Raw genomic sequence first — 19214 nt, 5'->3', positions numbered from 1 at the left:
AGGTGTCCCTCCTTTACTAAGATGGTAAAAGAATAAGGTTGCGCAACAAATGTACAACCCAATAAATATAAAATGTATATTTATACGAAACGTATTTTAAAACCTAAAAACGTCGTTTGTATATGAGATAGGGTTTTCGACAAAAAAAGCAAATGTGGACAACTATTTACCCACATGTGATTAAAACTGTCCACATGTTATACACAAACTGTGGATAAAATAAAGGTGTGGAAAACTTATTCAAAGTGAAAACACAACTATAATATCAAAAAAAAGTGGCTATAGCAATGAATTTAAGAAAGTTATCCACAAAATCAATACCTTGTGGAATAAACTTGTCCACAACACGATATACTGTGTAAAAGTGCGAAAAAAGTTTGTGGATATAAAAAACGTGAAAAAACATTTATCCACAAGGAAATATAGGTACTGTGTAAAAGTATGTGAATAGGTTCAAAATGAATATTTGATGAAAATTTCTAGAACCATTGACATTTTCCTAGTTGATTAACTATAATTTATAGGACTGTCTTTAACAGATATTCCTCAGGGAGGTGTCATATAATGAAAAGAACTTACCAACCAAATAAACGTAAGCGCAGCAAAGTACATGGTTTCCGCAGCCGTATGAGCACAGCGAACGGACGTAAAGTGCTAGCAGCTCGTCGTCGTAAAGGAAGAAAAGTATTATCTGCGTAGACCACTGATCGTTCAGTGGTCTTTTTTTCTAATAATAGTGAATTTCCGCTGATGAAATACAGGAGTGTCAATTGATATGAAGAAAAAACATCGTATAAAGAAGAATGATGAATTCCAGGCGGTTTTTCAAAAAGGAAAATCAAATGCGAATCGTCAGTTTGTTGTATACCAATTAGATAAAGAAGAACAGCCAAACTTTCGCATCGGCCTTTCTGTTAGCAAGAAAATTGGAAATGCAGTAGTTCGTAATCGAATTAAGCGCATGGTCCGTCAGGCTATTACAGAGTTAAAAGATGAGATAGATTCTGGGAAAGATTTTGTTATAATAGCAAGGAAGCCTTGTGCAGAGATGACATATGAAGAAGTAAAGAAAAGCTTAATTCATGTCTTTAAACGCTCTGGTATGAAAAGAATAAAAAAGTAGCGTAAGGAAATGAATTACACTATATACATACCGATACAAGGAGGAGTAGGCTTTGAAAAAGAAATTAGGTTTACTAGCCATGGTCGTTGCATTAATGGCGATTGCCACCGGTTGTAGTGAAACGGGTCAGCCGATTACATCGAAAAGTACTGGGATTTGGAATGAATATTTCGTATATCCGCTTTCTCAGTTAATCACGTATTTTGCCGACTTATTTAACAGTAATTACGGTTTAGCAATTGTTATTACAACTCTTATCATTCGTTTTGCATTATTACCACTAATGATTAAACAAACGAAGAGTACGAAAGCGATGCAAGCGTTACAACCGGAAATGGTGAAGTTAAAAGAGAAATATAGCTCTAAAGATCAAGCGACACAGCAAAAACTGCAGCAAGAAATGATGCAGTTATATCAAAAAAATGGTGTAAATCCATTAGCTGGTTGTTTACCAATCTTTATTCAAATGCCAATTCTGTTCGCTTTTTATCATGCAATTATGAGAACAGCTGAAATTAAACAACATAGTTTCTTATGGTTCGATTTAGGACATGCAGACCCGTTCTATATCTTACCGGTCGTTGCAGCAATTACGACATTTATTCAGCAAAAGCTTGCAATGGCAGGAACAGCTGGTCAAAATCCGCAAATGGCAATGATGCTTTGGCTTATGCCGATTATGATTTTAATCTTTGCAATTAACTTCCCAGCCGCATTATCACTTTACTGGGTTGTTGGTAATATCTTTGGTATTGCTCAAATGTACTTTATCAAAGGGCCAGAAATTAAGGCTAGCAAAGCTGGAGGCTCAAGCAAGTGAGTGTAATTACTGCTAAAGGACAAACAGTCGAGCTGGCAGTAGAGGATGCTTTAAGGCAATTAAATACATCAAAAGATCGAGTAGATATAAATATTGTCGATGAGGGTAAAAGAGGATTCTTAGGTTTATTTGGGAATCGTCCTGCAGTAGTAGAAGTTGTATTGAAGAAAGATCCAATTCAAGAATGTGAAGAATATTTAAGAAATGTTATTCACGATATGGGTGTGGAAGTTGAGATTAGTAAAATTGTAAAAGGACGCGAAATTGAATTTACAATTTCTGGTAATGATGTAGGTGTTTTAATTGGGAAAAGAGGTAATACATTGAACTCTTTACAGTATTTAACAAAACTTGTCGCGAATCGTAACACGAAGCAGTATATCGGTATTACACTAGATGCTGAAAATTATCGTAGTAAAAGAAAAAGTACGTTAGAATCACTTTCTTATCGATTAGCGAAACAAGTATTTAATACGAAAAAAAGAGTTATTTTAGAACCGATGCCATCTTTTGAACGAAAAATTATTCATCAGGCATTATCAAATCATCAAGGTATCAATACAACTTCTGAAGGAAATGAACCACATCGGCATGTTGTAATATCTCCTAAATGACCGGTTGCTCAAATGAGTGCCGGTTTTTTTGAGCGGAAAATAGATGTGGATAACTAAAAAACACTAAACTTATCCACTGTGAATAAGTTTAGTGTTTTTTACATGGGGATATAATAAAATGAGTTATTCTTCTTTTGTAGATAGGTTCGTTATGGTATCCTAATAATTTAGTGAAAGAAATAATCATGTTGAAATAGAGATAAATAAGCAAGTGAGGTGAAAGGACATGGAATTTGATACAATTGCTGCGATTTCCACAGCGCTTGGAGAGGGTGCAATTGCCATTGTTCGAGTAAGTGGGGATGATGCGGTTGAGAAAGTTAATCGTATTTTTAAGGGGAAGGATTTAACAGAGGTTCCTTCTCACACTATTCATTATGGTCATATTGTTGATTTAGATACAAATCAAGTTATTGAAGAAGTTATGGTGTCTATTATGCGCGCACCAAGGACTTTTACACGTGAAAATATAGTGGAAATTAACTGTCACGGTGGACTTGTTTCAGTAAATAAAGTATTGCAACTTATTCTAGCACAAGGAGTACGATTGGCAGAACCGGGCGAATTTACAAAACGTGCTTTTTTAAATGGACGTATCGATTTATCACAAGCAGAAGCTGTTATGGATTTGATTCGAGCAAAAACAGATCGTGCGATGAATGTAGCAATTAATCAAATGGAAGGGCGATTATCTAAATTAATTGGTCTTTTGCGTCAAGAAATATTAGAAACATTAGCTCATGTTGAGGTAAATATAGATTATCCAGAATACGATGATGTAGAAGAGATGACACATAATATTTTAATTGAGAAAGCGACGCATGTTCGTTCGGAAATCGAAAAAATATTAGAAACATCAAAACAAGGGAAAATTTTACGTGAGGGTATTGCTACAGCAATTATCGGTAGACCCAACGTTGGGAAATCATCGTTATTAAATAGTCTTGTTCAGGAGAAAAAGGCAATTGTAACTGATATTGCAGGAACAACTCGTGATGTTATTGAAGAGTACGTTAACGTGCGTGGTGTACCTCTTAAACTTATAGATACAGCCGGTATTCGGGAGACAGAAGATGTTGTTGAACGAATTGGTGTGGAACGTTCAAAAGAAATGATGAGCCAAGCGGATTTAGTATTAGTTGTTGTCAACTATAGCGAGGCTTTAACAAATGAGGATGAAGATCTATTCCGTGCGGTACAAGGAAAAGACTTTATTGTTATTGTGAATAAGACTGATTTACCGCAAGCGATTGATATGGAACGTGTTACAGAGTTAGCCGCGGGAAATCGTGTTATTACAACATCCTTAATTGAGGAACAAGGAATAGATGAACTCGAAAAGGCAATAGCTGATTTATTCTTTGAAGGAACAATCGATTCTGCAGATATGACATATGTTTCTAATGCGAGACATATTGGATTATTAACACAAGCAGGAAAAACAATCGGTGATGCAGTTGAGGCGATTGAAAATGGTGTACCAATTGATATGGTACAAATTGATTTAACAAGAACGTGGGAAATACTTGGTGAAATTACTGGGGACACAGTGCATGAAAGCTTAATTGACCAGTTGTTCTCTCAATTTTGTTTAGGAAAATAATATAGTGAAGTTGTAGAAAGATAGAGATTATTAGGAGGAATAAACAATGGGATACAATGCCGGTTCATACGATGTCATAGTAATCGGTGCAGGTCATGCAGGATGTGAAGCTGGTCTTGCGGCAGCACGAATGGGCTCAAAAACATTAATGTTAACAATTAACTTGGATATGGTAGCATTCATGCCATGTAACCCTTCTGTTGGTGGACCAGCAAAAGGGATTGTTGTTCGTGAAATTGATGCATTAGGCGGAGAAATGGGACGTAATATTGATAAAACTCATATTCAAATGCGTATGCTAAATACAGGTAAGGGACCAGCCGTACGTGCACTTCGAGCGCAAGCTGATAAATTCTCTTACCAACATGAATTAAAGAAAACAATTGAAGAAACACCAAACTTAACGTTGTTCCAAGGAATGGTAGAGCGTTTAATCGTTGAAGAAGGTGTATGTAAAGGGGTAGTTACACAAGCTGGTGCAGAATATACAGCAAAAACAGTTGTAATTACAACTGGAACATTTTTACGCGGCGAGATTATCATGGGCGACTTAAAATATTCAAGTGGTCCAAATAACCAGCAACCGTCTATTACATTATCTGAGCATTTAGAGGAGCTTGGATTTGATCTTGTGAGATTTAAAACAGGGACACCTCCTCGTGTAAACAGTAATACAATTGACTACAGTAAAACAGAAATTCAACCAGGTGATGATAAGCCACGTGCATTCTCTTTTGAAACAACGAAATTTATTATGGATCAAATTCCATGTTGGTTGACATATACAAGTACAGAAACACACCGTTTAATAGATGAAAATTTACATCGTTCAGCTATGTATTCTGGTATGATTAAAGGAACAGGTCCTAGATACTGTCCTTCTATTGAAGACAAAGTAGTAAGATTTAATGATAAACCACGTCATCAAATTTTCTTAGAGCCAGAAGGGCGTAATACACAAGAAGTATATGTACAAGGTTTATCCACAAGCTTACCAGAAGATGTACAACGTGACATGCTTAGAACAATTCCAGGCCTAGAAAATGTTGAAATGATGCGTACAGGTTATGCAATTGAATATGATGCAATTGTGCCAACACAACTATGGCCAACACTTGAAACGAAAAAGATTAAAAATTTATATACAGCAGGACAAATTAATGGAACTTCTGGTTACGAAGAGGCGGCCGGACAAGGGCTTATGGCTGGAATTAATGCAGCATGCCGTTCTTTAGGTAAAGAAGAAGTTGTTTTAGGTCGCGAGGATGCTTATATTGGCGTCTTAATTGATGATCTTGTAACGAAAGGTACAAATGAACCATATCGTTTATTAACGTCTCGTGCAGAATACCGTCTATTATTACGCCACGATAATGCTGATCTTCGTTTAACTGAAGTTGGTCGTAAAATTGGATTAATTAAAGAAGAGCGCTATGAGCGATTTACAAATAAAAAATTACAAATTGAACAGGAAAAGGAACGTTTAAGCAGCATTATTATTAAACCACGTCCTGAAGTTCAAGAATTAATTCGCAATATTGGCGGAAGTGAATTGAAAGATGGAATACGTGCAAGTGACTTATTACGTCGTCCAGAGATGACATATGAGCATATTCATCTTTTAGTACCAAGTGAAGTAGAATTAAGTGATGAAGTTAAAGAACAAGTTGAAATTCAGATTAAGTATGAAGGATATATTGAAAAATCTTTACAGCAAGTAGAGCGTATGAAGAAAATGGAGAATAAAAAAATCCCTGTAGATATTGATTATGATGCGATTTCTAGCATTGCTTCAGAAGCTAGACAGAAATTGAAAGATGTTCGTCCACTTTCAATGGGGCAGGCTTCACGTATTTCTGGCGTAAATCCAGCGGATATTTCCATTTTACTTGTGTATATAGAACAAGGAAAAATTGCACGCGTATCGAACCAATAAATAGTAAGGAGATATTGCTAGATGAACATAGAACAATTTCAATCTATGCTAGAAGAGAAGGGAATCACCCTCTCTTCTAGACAGTTAGAGCAGTTCAAAATCTACTTTGAAACATTAGTAGAGTGGAATGAAAAAATGAACTTAACGGCTATTACAGAAAAAGAAGAAGTATATTTAAAACACTTTTTTGATTCCATTACAGCTGCTTTTTATTATGATTTTTCAAAACCATTCTCAATTTGCGATGTTGGTGCAGGGGCTGGATTCCCAAGTATTCCTTTAAAAATTTGTTTCCCGCATTTAAAAGTAACAATTGTAGATTCGTTGCAAAAACGTATTAATTTCTTAAATCACTTAGCACAAAAGTTAGAATTAAGTGATGTTGCATTTTGTCACGATCGTGCTGAAACGTTTGGGAAAAAAGAAGGTGTACGTGAATCATACGATATTGTAATGGCACGTGCAGTTGCGCGTCTTTCTGTATTAAGTGAGCTATGTTTACCGCTTGTAAAAGTTGGAGGAACACTCATTGCAATGAAAGGTGCAGCAGCAAACGAAGAAATTGAAAATGGCAAGTATGCTTTAGAGGTGCTAGGCGGAGAGTTAAAAGAGATGTCTACGTTCCAATTACCGTTTGAAGAGAGTGAACGTAATATTTTATTAATCGAGAAAAAGCGCAAGACACCAAAGAAATATCCACGCAAACCGGGAACACCCAATAAATTACCTATTGAAAAATAAATCTTATTAGACGTAAGATTAAATTATATAAATGAAAACGTAAATGTTTCATAGGAAACATTTTATGGAGAATAGTCAATAGGCCTAAAAGGTGGTGGAATATGTATGAAAAATACGTTTTCTCGTTTATTTGGCTTTGGAGATAAAGAGAGCGAATTCGAATTACAAGACGAAAGCCATGAAGAGATAGATAAAAAGGTATATGAAGAAATACAAGAAATTCCGATAGTAAATATTACCCCTAACCGTTATCAACCAAGAACAGTTTTTGATGATGCGCGTATTGATGAGCTAGCATTAACAATTCGTACACATGGACTTATTCAGCCGATTGTTGTAAGGCAATATGAGGATGATAAGTACGAGATTATTGCTGGAGAAAGACGTTTTCGCGCGGCAACAAAGTTAGGTTGGGAAAAGGTTCCTGCAATTATAAAGAACTTAAATGATACAGAGACAGCTTCTGTAGCTTTAATTGAAAACTTGCAACGTGAGGAACTAACGGCAATCGAGGAAGCTGTGGCATATCAAAAGCTGATTGAGTTACATAATTTAACACAAGAAGCATTGGCACAACGACTTGGAAAAGGACAATCTACAATCGCAAATAAGTTGCGATTGTTAAAGTTGCCTGAAGAAATAAAAAGTGCATTATTAGAAAAAAGCATTACAGAACGTCATGCCCGCGCTCTCATTCCTTTAAAAAATGAGGAATTACAACTGAAAGTTTTACAGGAAATTGTGGAGAAACAACTAAATGTAAAGCAAACAGAAGAACGAATTGCGAAGTTACTAGAGGAAGCGAAACCGAAGCGTAAGGCAAAGCAAAAAGCAGTAAGTCGAGATACGAGGATTGCTATGAATACAATTAGACAATCTTTACAAATGGTTACTGAAAGTGGTTTGAATGTTAATTCTGAGGAAGAAGAATTTGATGAGTACTATCAAATTACAATTAAAATTCCAAAGAAAAAATAATAATGACGTGCTAGAGACCTTATCCTATTGGAGAGGTCTCTTTTACTATATTTTCTTGTTAAATGAAGAAGGAGTTTAGAAATAAATTTTGAAGTTTAATAAAGGACGTAAAAGAAAAAGTTTTATTTCATGTTACAATAAACGTAATTGTTACTAGAATAAGATAGAAAGGTTGAAAGTAGGTGACATCATGGGAAAAATCATTGCTATTGCTAATCAAAAAGGCGGTGTTGGAAAAACAACAACATCTGTTAATTTAGGGGCTGGATTGGCGCAAGTAGGTAAAAAAGTCCTTCTTGTAGATATTGATGCTCAAGGAAATGCAACGACTGGTGTGGGAATTGAAAAATCTGAATTAGATCAATGTATTTACAACGTTCTTGTGGAAGATGCAGATGTTCAAGGGGTTATACAGAAAACCGCAACTGAAAACTTAGATGTTCTACCCGCTACAATTCAATTAGCTGGTGCTGAAATTGAATTGGTACCGACTATTTCCCGGGAAGTACGTTTGCAAAGAGCATTACAGCCAGTTCGTGATGAATATGACTATATTATTATCGACTGTCCCCCATCTTTAGGGTTATTAACGATTAATGCATTAACAGCAGCAGATTCTGTTATTATTCCTGTACAGTGTGAATATTACGCACTAGAAGGGTTAAGTCAGCTATTAAATACAGTTCGACTTGTACAAAAACATTTAAATAAAAATTTAGCAATTCAAGGTGTATTGTTAACAATGTTGGATGCCCGTACAAATTTAGGAATCCAAGTTATAGATGAAGTGAAAAAGTATTTTAGGGATAAAGTATATCGCTCGATTATTCCGCGTAATGTACGCTTGAGCGAGGCTCCAAGTCATGGGAAACCTATTATGCAGTATGACGCTAAATCAAGAGGAGCAGAAGTATATATAGATTTAGCAGAGGAAGTGATTGCAGGTGGCTAAAGGATTAGGAAGAGGAATTAATGTGTTTTTTCCTGATTTAGATGTGAAAGAAGAGGAAACAATTCAGGAGATTCTTGTAACTGAATTAAGGCCGAATCCATATCAACCGCGTAAACACTTTAATAAAGAGGCGATTCAGGAATTAGCAATTTCGATTAAGGAACACGGTATTCTACAACCATTAATTGCTAGGAAGAGCATTAAAGGATATGAAATTGTTGCAGGTGAAAGACGATTTCGTGCTGCGAAAGAGGCTGGTTTAGAAAAAGTACCTGCGGTTGTAAGACAATTAAATGAACAGCAAATGATGGAATTTGCTTTGTTAGAAAACTTACAACGAGAAGATTTAAATCCTATGGAAGAGGCAATGGCATACCAGATGTTAATGAATGAGCTAAATGTAACGCAAGAACAATTAGCGAAACGTCTTGGTAAAAGCAGACCTTACATTGCAAATTATACTAGGTTATTAAGCCTACCTTCTTTCGTACAAGATATGATTGCAAATGGTCAACTTTCAATGGCTCATGGGAGAACTTTACTTACGATAAAAGATGAAGAACAATTGAAGTCCTTATTGAAACGCATTGAAAAAGAAGGATTAAATGTTCGTCAATTAGAGAAAATCGTCCAAGAGATTAATCAACACGTTTCACGTGAAACAAAAAAAGTGAAAAAAGAGCGAAATATATTTTTCGTAGAACGTGAAACGTTCTTAAGAGAAAAGTTTGGCACAGATGTGAAAATTAAAGAGACGAAAAAAGAAAAAGGTAAAATCGAAATTGAATTTTTTAATAAAGAAGATTTAAATCGTATTTTAGAACTATTAGCACAGAAAAATTAAAAAGCAAACCATCTTATTATTTATAGATGGTTTGCTTTTTTTAATGCGGATAATTTTTGATCCGTCTCTTTTATACTTTGTGCGATTACATCAGCCATTTTCATGACTAAACTTAATCTTGTATTTTGAAGAACAAAAAACTCCATAAACCCATTTAGATTGACGATACCGTGTATGTGCAAATCACCAACTGCAGGTAATTTCTTATTCATAGCAGCTCCAGGTTTACTAGGTCCCTTTCCAGTAGTGATTGATCCGATATTTTGGGACTTTCCTAAACATGCATCAACAGCAATTATAAATGCAGTAGGATATTCTTTCTGTATATTCTGAATTTTCTCTTCTAAATTTAGCGCATGTACTGGCTCATCTAGTGTACCGAATACTTGGAGGTTTTGGATGTCTATTTGTTCAAGTTTTGTACCAACTAATGGGCCGAGTGCGTCACCTGTAGAGCGATCTGTGCCGATACAAACGAGAATGAGTGGTATATTAGTTTTAATAGGAATATGGGTAAGTAAGAAATTACTGATTATCTCGGAGGCTTCTAGATCTTGGTGCATAACGTTTTGAGTTTCTTTCTCAAAAAATGGTAAGCGAAAACTTCCAATATTCATGAAGCACCCATCCTTTTAATAAATTTTCAATATATGTTATATGGTGAGGAAAATGGAAAGTTATAAGTGCGTAATTTTTGCAAAATGTGAATGAAAACGGAAATAATAGTACTAGTATATATATATTCGTTCCATTTTATACCTGGATGTCGGGGATAAAATAGGATTAAAATCATAAAATTTTTTCAGCAATTAGGGGACTTCTGATACAATAATAAGGGTAACTAAAAAGAAATTTTAGCTAGAGAGGTAGAGGTACATGGATTTATTAGCGAAGTGGTTTAATTCTATGAAACAGTATTTATTAGATGCTGATCGTTGGGCTCATATTGGAGTTGCGACATTAAAAATATGTATTATTTTAACAATTGGTGCAGTTGTTGTGCGAATTGCAAGAGCGGTTGTACGAAATGCGTTTCGCATGGGAAGTCGTTCTCCAATTCAAATTTCAGAACGTCGTACAGTTACAGTAGCGAAATTACTTGAAAATATTGTAGCGTACGTTGTTATGTTCATTATGCTAATTGCGATTTTAGGTGTGTTTGATATTAATGCATCAGGTTTATTAGCGGGTGCTGGGGTAATTGGTTTAGCAGTCGGATTTGGTGCTCAAAGTTTAGTGAAAGATGTTATTACAGGTTTATTTATTTTGTTAGAAGATCAGTTTTCGGTTGGCGATTATGTTAAAATCGGTCAATTTGAAGGAGTCGTTTTAGAAATTGGACTTCGTACAACGAAAGTAAAGAGTTGGACAGGTGAAATTCATACTTTACCAAATGGAAGTATTGTTCAAGTTACTAACTACTCAGTTAGTAATAGTGTAGCGTTTGTTGATGTATCTATTTCATATGAGGCTGATATTGCGAAAGCAGAGCAAGTTATTGAAGATTTATTAGTAGAATTACCTTCAAAGTACGAAAAAATGGTAACAACACCTCAATTATTAGGTGTGCAAACATTAGCTGCATCAGAAGTTATATTACGTGTTATTGCTGAAGTAGAACCGATGCAACATGCAGTTATTGCAAGGGCACTTCGTAAAGAGATTAAAAATCGTCTTGATTTACATGGAATTGAAATTCCATATCCACGTATGGTTTTATATAATCGTGAAGAATTAGTTAGTGGAAAAGCAATTTAGTATGGAGAGGAGTTTGGAGAGTGGAGCAAAAGGAATATAACTTGTATGATGTTGTGGAAATGAAGAAAGCCCATCCATGTGGCGAGAATCGTTGGAAAATTATTCGTATGGGAATGGATATCCGCATTAAGTGCGAGGGGTGTGACCATTCAGTAATGATTCCTCGAAGAGAGTTTGATCGTAAGGTGAAAAAAATACTTGTGAAGCACGAAGAATAGAGGGAGAGTAACAGTTACAGTAGGTAACTGTTACTTTTTTTCGTTTGGCGGAAACTTGTCATTTTTTTCGTTACTATCTATAATGATGAAAGATTGAGACATAGGAGTGAAAAATATGGGATTAACGGCTGGGATTGTTGGATTACCTAACGTAGGGAAGTCCACTTTATTTAATGCAATTACACAAGCAGGAGCAGAATCTGCGAACTATCCATTCTGTACAATTGATCCAAACGTAGGGATTGTAGAAGTACCAGATGAGCGTTTAAATAAATTAACGGAATTAGTAGAACCGAAAAAGACTGTTCCGACTGTATTCGAGTTTACTGATATTGCAGGTATTGTAAAAGGTGCTAGTAAAGGTGAAGGTTTAGGAAATAAATTCTTATCTCACATTCGTCAAGTAGATGCAATTTGCCAAGTTGTTCGTTGTTTTGAAGACGAAAATATTACGCACGTTTCAGGGAAAGTAGATCCAATTGATGATATTGAAACAATCAATTTAGAGCTAATTTTAGCGGACTTAGAGTCTGTTGATAAGCGTATCGAGCGTGTTGCGAAATTAGCAAGACAAAAAGATAAAGAAGCGGTATATGAGCATGAAATTTTAGTTCGTTTAAAAGAAGCTTTTGAAGAGGGAAAACCAGCTCGTACTGTTGAATTTACAGAAGAGCAGATGAAGGTTGTTAAAGGCCTTCATTTACTTACAACAAAAGAAATGTTATACGTAGCGAATGTAAGTGAAGACGATGTTATCGATCCTTCGGAAAATAAATACGTACAAATGGTAAAAGAATTTGCAGCAAATGAAAATTCTCAAGTAATCGTTGTATGTGCAAAAATCGAATCAGAAATCGCTGAATTAGACGAAGAAGAGAAAAAAGTATTCCTTGAAGAATTAGGAATTGAAGAGTCTGGTTTAGATCAATTAATTCGTGCAGCATATGACCTATTAGGACTTGCTACTTACTTTACAGCTGGCGTTCAAGAAGTACGTGCTTGGACATTTAAACAAGGAATGAAGGCACCGCAATGTGCTGGTGTTATTCATACAGACTTTGAGCGTGGATTTATTCGTGCAGAAACAGTTTCTTACGATGACTTAATGACAAACGGTTCTATGACAGCTGCAAAAGAAGCTGGAAAAGTACGTTTAGAAGGAAAAGAATATATCGTAAAAGACGGAGATGTTATGCACTTCCGTTTTAACGTTTAATTTAATATTTCCTAGGAAAAATAAAGATATGAGCTTGGCAAATATATTATATGTTTGCCAAGTTTTTTATGTATTGGTGAGTTGATTCATATAACTTACTATGATATAATCTAAACTCGTGAGTAATTACTATAAATTAATTGCTCCTTGCCCATTACGGGCCGTTTAGACCAAAAGGAGGTGAAAGTGTAATGAGAAAGTACGAAATTATGTACATCATTCGTCCTGGCGTTGAAGAAGAAGCTCAAAAAGCTTTAGTTGAACGTTTTGCAGGTGTTTTAACAAACAATGGTGCAGAAATCATTAACACGAAAGAGTGGGGTAAGCGTCGTTTAGCTTACGAAATCAACGACTTACGTGAAGGTTTCTACATGATCTTAAACGTGAAATCTAACGCAGAAGCGATTAACGAATTCGACCGTTTAGCTAAGATCAACGAAGACATCCTTCGTCATATCGTTGTTAAAGAAGAAGAAAAATAATTGATATATAAGGGAGAGTGGTTCGATTGATGAATCGTGTTATCCTCGTTGGTCGTTTAACTAAGGACCCTGACTTACGTTACACGCCCAATGGTGTTGCAGTAGCTACTTTTACGTTAGCTGTGAATCGCGCATTTGCCAATCAACAAGGTGAGCGTGAAGCTGACTTTATTAATTGTGTAATATGGCGTAAACAAGCAGAAAACGTAGCAAATTATTTGAAAAAAGGTAGCTTAGCAGGCGTAGATGGACGTCTTCAAACTCGTAATTACGAGGGACAAGATGGTAAACGTGTATACGTAACAGAAGTTCTTGCGGAAAGCGTGCAATTTTTAGAGCCGCGTAATGGCGGTGGGGAGCAACGTGGTTCATTTAATCAGCAACCATCAGGAGCTGGTTTCGGTAACCAAGGCTCTAACCCATTTGGTCAATCTAGTAATTCAGGTAACCAAGGTAACTCTGGATTTACGAAGAATGACGATCCATTTTCAAATGTAGGTCAACCGATCGACATTTCCGACGACGATTTACCGTTCTAATACAGTAAATTTGTTAGTTTTAACAAAGAATGGAGGGAAATAGACATGGCAGGACGCAAAGGTGGACGTGCGAAACGTCGTAAGGTGTGTTTCTTCACAGCTAACGGCATCACTCGCATTGACTATAAAGATGTTGATTTATTAAAACGTTTCGTTTCTGAGCGTGGTAAAATTTTACCTCGTCGTGTAACAGGAACAAGCGCGAAATACCAACGCAAACTTACAGTTGCAATTAAACGTGCTCGTCAAATGGCACTTTTACCATATGTTGGTGAATAATAGCGTATGAAATGCACAGTAGAGTCGGACTCTACTGTGCATTTTGCTATGCTTTTCTTTTTTGAAAGAGAGGTTAAAATGTGAAACAAGCAAGATTTATTACTGAAGGTGCCGCGTTGTTGGCTATATATGCAATGTTATTGCTTATATCTATGTATGTTCCGATTTTGGGTACAGTTGTAACTTTTGCGTTGCCGTTACCATTTATACTATTAATGATAAGACATAAACTATCTAATGTGCTCGTGGTTTTTGTAGCGGCACTTTTTGTTACTGTTATTGTGAGTCAACCGATGAATTTAGTGAAGACAATTATGTTTGGATTGATAGGGATTGTTTTAGGATATATGTATAAAACAAGAAAAAAGCCAGTGGAAATCTTAATAGCTGGGACGCTTGCATACTTAATTGGTTTTGTACTTATTTATGTTGCGAGTATAAAGTTTTTCAACATAGATATAATGAAGCAAATGCAAAGTATATTTAGTGAAAGTATGGCGAAAAGCGAAAAGATAGTAAGTGCTACAGGTATGCCGATTAGTAAGGAACAAAAAGAGTTACTTGCACAAATGAATGATATATTACAATCGTTACTTCCGAGTATACTTGTGCTAGTTTCAGTATGTTTTTCTTGGATTACAGTGATAATATCAGGTAGTGTTTTGAAAAAGTTAAAACATGACGTTATATCTTGGCCTAAATTTAAAGATATACAATTACCAAAGAGTATCATTTGGTATTACGTTATATTTATTTTGTTAGCAACTTTTATAAAAGTAGAACCAACATCATATTTACATATGGTATTTTCTAACCTAAATGTCATATTTGCACTATTGCTTGTACTGCAAGGTCTGACATTTATCGCCTTTTTAGCGTATAGAAAAGGTTTTACTAAAGGGGTTCCTATTATTAGTTTTATTGCATGCATGTTTATTCCGATGCTGTTTCCTCTTGTGACAATCTTAGGTATAATTGACTTAGGGATTTCATTGCGTTCTAAAATAGGGGGATAAAATAATATTCCTTATACTATTTTAATCTGTTTAACTAACTGGAAGGTGAGTTAGTTTTACTTTATAGGAGTTGTATACATGCCTGAATTTGATAAGAAACAGTGGTTTTTATATCCTGTTTATGTATTGGCATTTTTTGTGTTTGTGCTCATTTCAATTCTCTGTTATTTTCATTTAATTATGGGGATAGCTGCTTTTGTCATTTTTTGTATCGTATTCTTTATCGTTATACGATTTGAACTTAATTTTCAAAGGAATTTCGAAAAGCATACGACAGATATGATTACAAGAGTAAAGAAAGTAAGTAATGAAGCATTTAACCAAATGCCGATTGGTATTTTGTTATACAATAAGGATTATGGGATTGATTGGGCAAATCCTTATTTATCTTCATGTCTGGGACAGCATGCATTAGCTGGATGGCACCTTTACGATGTATCAGAAACATTACTTCTTTTCATTAAAGGAGAAACTTCTGATGATATAGTCTCTTTAAATAATCGAAAGTTTCGCGTTTTTGTAAGGAAAGAAGAAAAGTTAATTTATTTCTTTGATGTAACGGAACAAACAGAAATCGAAAAGATGTACGAGGATCAAAGGACTGTTTTAGCTGTCATCTATTTGGATAATTATGATGAAGTTACACAAGGATTAGATGATCAATTACGTACGAATATAACAAGTCTTGTGACATCGCGACTAAATGAATGGGCACTTAAGTATGGGGCGTATTTAAAACGTGCATCTTCAGAAAGATTCTTCGTTGTGCTAAATGAAAGTATTTTGACGCAGATGGAAAAAGGGAAATTTAGCATTTTAGATCAGGTGCGTGAAGAAACATCTAAAAGGAATATACCACTTACATTAAGTGTGGGTGTCGGATCAGGTGATTTACCTTTATCAGAGCTTGGAGCAATGGCTCAATCTGGTTTAGATCTTGCGCTTGGGCGTGGGGGAGACCAAGTAGCTATTAAACAAGCGACAGGTAAAGTTAAGTTCTATGGAGGTAAGACAAATCCGGTTGAAAAACGTACCCGTGTACGCGCTAGGGTCATTTCGCATGCGTTAAAGGATTTAGTATTAGAAAGTAGTAATGTCATTATTATGGGGCATAGGGCTCCCGATATGGACGCAATTGGTGCTGCGATTGGTATTTTAAAAGTGGCTCAATTAAATGAGCGTAAAGGATATATTGTGTTAGATGAAAATGATTCCGATAAAGGAATTAAGCGTTTGATGGACAAAGTGAAACAAAATGAGGAGTTATGGTCTCGTTTTATTACTCCAGAGCAAGCGATGGAATTTGCAAATGATGAGTCGTTACTTGTTGTTGTCGATACGCATAAACCTTCTATGGTGATGGAGCAAAAACTGTTACATAAAATTGAAAATGTAGTAGTTATTGATCATCATCGCCGTGGAGAAGATTTTATTGAAGATCCATTGCTAGTTTATATGGAACCATATGCTTCTTCAACAGCAGAATTGGTTACAGAATTACTTGAGTATCAACCTAAAAATTTAAAGATGACAATGTTAGAAGCGACGGCATTGTTAGCGGGTATTATTGTCGACACGAAAAGTTTCACATTCCGGACAGGGGCTCGTACATTTGATGCTGCTTCTTATTTACGCTCACATGGTGCAGATACTGTACTTGTACAAGAACTTTTAAAGGAAGATATGGATCAGTATTTACGGGTTGCAAAAGCTATAAAAAATGCGTACATTTATAAAAATGGAATTGCGATTGCTAAAGTTGATAGTGATGATTACTACGATCAAGTGCTTATTGCGCAATCGGCAGACACGTTATTAACGATGACAGGGATTATTGCATCATTTGTTGTTGCGAAACGTGGCGAGAATCTCATTGGAATTAGCAGCAGGTCTTTAGGTGAAGTGAATGTGCAGCTAATTATGGAAAACTTAGGCGGGGGCGGGCATTTGACGAATGCAGCCACACAGATGAAAAATGTTACAGTAGATGAAGCTGAGGAGAAGCTTCGATTTGTTATTGATGACTATTTACAGGGAGGCACACAATCATGAAAGTAATTTTTCTAAAAGACGTAAAAGGTAAAGGTAAAAAAGGAGAAGTAAAAAACGTACCAGATGGCTATGCAAATAACTTCTTATTAAAACAAGGATTAGCTGCTGAAGCAACAAATAGCAGTATGAAAACTTTAGAAGCTCAAAAGCGTAAAGAAGAAAAAGATGCAGCAGCAGAGCTTGAAAATGCAAAAGAGTTAAAAGAGACTTTAGAGAAATTAACTGTAGAATTAAAGGCGAAATCTGGAGAAGGTGGCCGTTTATTTGGTTCTATCACAAGCAAACAAATCGTAGATGCAATGCAAAAATCACACAAGATTAAGCTTGATAAACGTAAATTTGAAATGGACGATGCAATCCGCGCGTTAGGTTATACAAACGTTACTGTGAAATTGCATCCACAAGTAACAGCAACAGTAAAAGTTCATGTTAGTGAACAATAAAAATAAATTAAGCAAGGAGGATTGCGTATGAGTGATGTACTTGCTGATCGTACCCCTCCGCATAATATAGAGGCTGAGCAGGCGGTTTTAGGGGCCATATTGATTGATCAAGATGCGTTAACATCAGCATCAGAGTTATTGGTACCTGATTCGTTCTATCGAACGAAACATCAAAAGATTTTTGAAGTCATGCTTGGGCTATCTGATAAGGGAGAGCCGATCGACTTAGTAATGATGACATCAGCAATGGCTGATCAAGGATTACTAGAAGAAGTTGGTGGGGTTTCTTACTTAGCAGAGTTAGCAGAAGTTGTGCCAACTGCAGCTAACGTAGAATATTACGCACGCATCATCGCTGAAAAGGCGCTTTTACGTCGTTTAATTCGCACGGCGACTCATATTGTATCGGATGGATACGAGAGAGAAGATGATGTGGATGGTCTTTTAAATGAGGCTGAGAAAAAAATATTAGAAGTATCCCATCAAACGAATGCAAAAGCATTCCAAAACATTAAAGATGTTCTTGTAGATGCTTATGACAAAATTGAACTTTTGCATAATCAAAAGGGTGAAGTTACTGGGATACCAACTGGGTTTACTGAATTAGATAAGATGACAGCAGGTTTCCAACGAAATGATTTAATTATCGTGGCAGCACGTCCATCAGTAGGGAAAACGGCATTTTCATTAAATATTGCACAAAACGTAGCGACGAAAACGGATGAAAATGTAGCGATTTTTAGTTTGGAGATGGGTGCTGATCAGCTTGTTATGCGTATGCTTTGTGCAGAAGGGAATATTGATGCACAAAGACTTCGTACTGGTTCATTAACTTCCGATGATTGGGCAAAATTAACAATGGCAATGGGGAGTCTCTCAAATGCTGGTATATATATTGATGATACGCCAGGTATTAAAGTAAATGAGATTCGAGCAAAATGTCGTAGATTAAAGCAAGAACAAGGTCTTGGTATGATTTTGATTGACTATTTGCAGCTTATTCAAGGAAGTGGGAAATCAGGAGAAAACCGTCAGCAGGAAGTATCTGAGATTTCTCGTACCTTAAAAGGGATTGCACGTGAATTGCAAGTGCCTGTTATTGCTTTATCACAGTTATCTCGTGGTGTAGAATCTCGTCAAGATAAACGCCCGATGATGTCTGATATTCGTGAATCTGGAAGTATTGAGCAGGATGCTGATATTGTAGCTTTCCTATATCGTGAAGACTACTATGATCGAGAAACGGAAAACAAAAATACAATTGAAATTATTATTGCAAAACAACGTAACGGTCCAGTAGGTTCAGTGGAACTTGCATTCGTCAAAGAGTTCAATAAGTTCGTTAACTTAGAACGTCGTTTTGAGGATGGACATGCTCCACCGGCATAAAGGCAGTATAAAAAAGAAACACATTTCTTATAATAAGATGTGTTTCTTTTTTTTTATAAGAAAGATAAGGCTTTCATAAGTTAAATATATAATTCTTACGAACGAAAATGTTTTTTTGTGAAAAAATGTTCGCTTTTCGGTTGACTTCTCTTTCGGTTTTGGTACAATTATATTGTTTGAATAGATCGTTTGAAAATTGCGGAGGTGCTTT

Annotated in this window: 21 protein-coding genes; 20 read left to right on the top strand and 1 reads right to left on the bottom strand. The window is 35.8% G+C overall.

Annotated elements, in window-relative coordinates; translation table 11 throughout:
* The first annotated feature begins 564 nt into the window (after positions 1-564).
* From rpmH to spo0J, 10 genes are all read left to right on the top strand, one after another.
* A complete protein-coding gene (gene rpmH / locus DN407_RS27120) occupies positions 565-699 on the top strand; it encodes a 50S ribosomal protein L34 (protein WP_000831901.1) in 135 nt (44 codons plus the stop codon).
* Positions 700-775: 76 nt separating this feature from the next.
* Positions 776-1123 (top strand): ribonuclease P protein component, encoded by a 348-nt coding sequence (gene rnpA, locus DN407_RS27115; RefSeq protein ID WP_000726621.1) that lies wholly within the window; start codon positions 776-778, stop codon positions 1121-1123.
* Between the two features lie 52 nt (positions 1124-1175).
* Positions 1176-1943, top strand: a complete 768-nt coding sequence (gene spoIIIJ / locus DN407_RS27110; protein ID WP_000727737.1) for a YidC family membrane integrase SpoIIIJ — start codon at positions 1176-1178, stop codon at positions 1941-1943.
* Positions 1940-2557: an RNA-binding cell elongation regulator Jag/EloR gene (jag, locus tag DN407_RS27105; protein WP_149216739.1), complete on the top strand. Its 618-nt coding sequence runs from the start codon at positions 1940-1942 to the stop codon at positions 2555-2557. The genes spoIIIJ and jag overlap by 4 nt, the downstream gene beginning before the upstream one ends.
* Positions 2558-2783: 226 nt before the next feature.
* Positions 2784-4160, top strand: coding sequence for a tRNA uridine-5-carboxymethylaminomethyl(34) synthesis GTPase MnmE (mnmE, locus tag DN407_RS27100; protein ID WP_000393769.1), 1377 nt, complete (start codon positions 2784-2786; stop codon positions 4158-4160).
* 46 nt (positions 4161-4206) lie between these two features.
* Positions 4207-6096 carry a tRNA uridine-5-carboxymethylaminomethyl(34) synthesis enzyme MnmG gene (gene mnmG, locus DN407_RS27095; protein WP_000541055.1) on the top strand — a complete coding sequence of 630 codons (1890 nt, stop codon included), beginning with the start codon at positions 4207-4209 and terminating at the stop codon, positions 6094-6096.
* A gap of 21 nt (positions 6097-6117) precedes the next feature.
* Complete coding sequence (gene rsmG, locus DN407_RS27090) at positions 6118-6837, top strand: 16S rRNA (guanine(527)-N(7))-methyltransferase RsmG (protein WP_149216738.1); 720 nt, start codon at positions 6118-6120, stop codon at positions 6835-6837.
* 105 nt (positions 6838-6942) lie between these two features.
* Positions 6943-7815 (top strand): nucleoid occlusion protein, encoded by an 873-nt coding sequence (gene noc, locus DN407_RS27085; RefSeq protein WP_000799016.1) that lies wholly within the window; start codon positions 6943-6945, stop codon positions 7813-7815.
* Positions 7816-8005: 190 nt separating this feature from the next.
* The gene (soj, locus tag DN407_RS27080) at positions 8006-8767 is read left to right on the top strand and encodes a sporulation initiation inhibitor protein Soj (RefSeq protein ID WP_000516114.1); all 762 of its coding nucleotides are present in this window, start codon (positions 8006-8008) and stop codon (positions 8765-8767) included.
* Positions 8760-9611, top strand: coding sequence for a stage 0 sporulation protein Spo0J (gene spo0J, locus DN407_RS27075; protein ID WP_001051829.1), 852 nt, complete (start codon positions 8760-8762; stop codon positions 9609-9611). The genes soj and spo0J overlap by 8 nt, the downstream gene beginning before the upstream one ends.
* Positions 9612-9631: 20 nt before the next feature.
* On the opposite strand, the gene yyaC is transcribed toward spo0J, so the two are convergent.
* Positions 9632-10228: a spore protease YyaC gene (gene yyaC, locus DN407_RS27070; protein WP_001020715.1), complete on the bottom strand. Its 597-nt coding sequence runs from the start codon at positions 10226-10228 to the stop codon at positions 9632-9634.
* Between the two features lie 259 nt (positions 10229-10487).
* On the opposite strand from yyaC, the gene DN407_RS27065 reads away from it, so the two are divergent.
* The 10 genes from DN407_RS27065 to dnaB all read left to right on the top strand — a co-directional run bounded on the left by DN407_RS27065 (position 10488) and on the right by dnaB (position 19003).
* A complete protein-coding gene (locus DN407_RS27065) occupies positions 10488-11369 on the top strand; it encodes a mechanosensitive ion channel family protein (protein ID WP_000364815.1) in 882 nt (293 codons plus the stop codon).
* A gap of 20 nt (positions 11370-11389) precedes the next feature.
* Entirely contained in the window at positions 11390-11587 is a 198-nt protein-coding gene (locus tag DN407_RS27060) for a DUF951 domain-containing protein (RefSeq protein ID WP_000435485.1), read from the top strand.
* 115 nt (positions 11588-11702) lie between these two features.
* A complete protein-coding gene (ychF, locus tag DN407_RS27055; RefSeq protein ID WP_000524672.1) occupies positions 11703-12803 on the top strand; it encodes a redox-regulated ATPase YchF in 1101 nt (366 codons plus the stop codon).
* Between the two features lie 191 nt (positions 12804-12994).
* Positions 12995-13285 (top strand): 30S ribosomal protein S6, encoded by a 291-nt coding sequence (rpsF, locus tag DN407_RS27050; protein ID WP_001233778.1) that lies wholly within the window; start codon positions 12995-12997, stop codon positions 13283-13285.
* Between the two features lie 26 nt (positions 13286-13311).
* The gene (gene ssb, locus DN407_RS27045) at positions 13312-13824 is read left to right on the top strand and encodes a single-stranded DNA-binding protein (RefSeq protein ID WP_000981966.1); all 513 of its coding nucleotides are present in this window, start codon (positions 13312-13314) and stop codon (positions 13822-13824) included.
* A gap of 45 nt (positions 13825-13869) precedes the next feature.
* Positions 13870-14103 (top strand): 30S ribosomal protein S18, encoded by a 234-nt coding sequence (rpsR, locus tag DN407_RS27040; protein ID WP_000918873.1) that lies wholly within the window; start codon positions 13870-13872, stop codon positions 14101-14103.
* 80 nt (positions 14104-14183) lie between these two features.
* The gene (locus DN407_RS27035) at positions 14184-15119 is read left to right on the top strand and encodes a YybS family protein (RefSeq protein WP_000806422.1); all 936 of its coding nucleotides are present in this window, start codon (positions 14184-14186) and stop codon (positions 15117-15119) included.
* A 78-nt stretch (positions 15120-15197) separates the two neighbouring features.
* Positions 15198-17171, top strand: coding sequence for a DHH family phosphoesterase (locus DN407_RS27030; protein ID WP_001113788.1), 1974 nt, complete (start codon positions 15198-15200; stop codon positions 17169-17171).
* Positions 17168-17614: a 50S ribosomal protein L9 gene (rplI, locus tag DN407_RS27025; RefSeq protein ID WP_000864228.1), complete on the top strand. Its 447-nt coding sequence runs from the start codon at positions 17168-17170 to the stop codon at positions 17612-17614. The genes DN407_RS27030 and rplI overlap by 4 nt, the downstream gene beginning before the upstream one ends.
* 27 nt (positions 17615-17641) lie before the next feature.
* Positions 17642-19003, top strand: coding sequence for a replicative DNA helicase (dnaB, locus tag DN407_RS27020; RefSeq protein WP_001286148.1), 1362 nt, complete (start codon positions 17642-17644; stop codon positions 19001-19003).
* The last annotated feature ends 211 nt before the right edge of the window (positions 19004-19214 follow it).

Source organism: Bacillus sp. JAS24-2 (genome assembly GCF_008274905.1).
Classification (GTDB): domain Bacteria; phylum Bacillota; class Bacilli; order Bacillales; family Bacillaceae_G; genus Bacillus_A; species Bacillus_A cereus.
The sequence above is the reverse complement of the archived record's forward strand: the minus strand, read 5'-3'. Positions and strand labels throughout refer to the sequence as shown.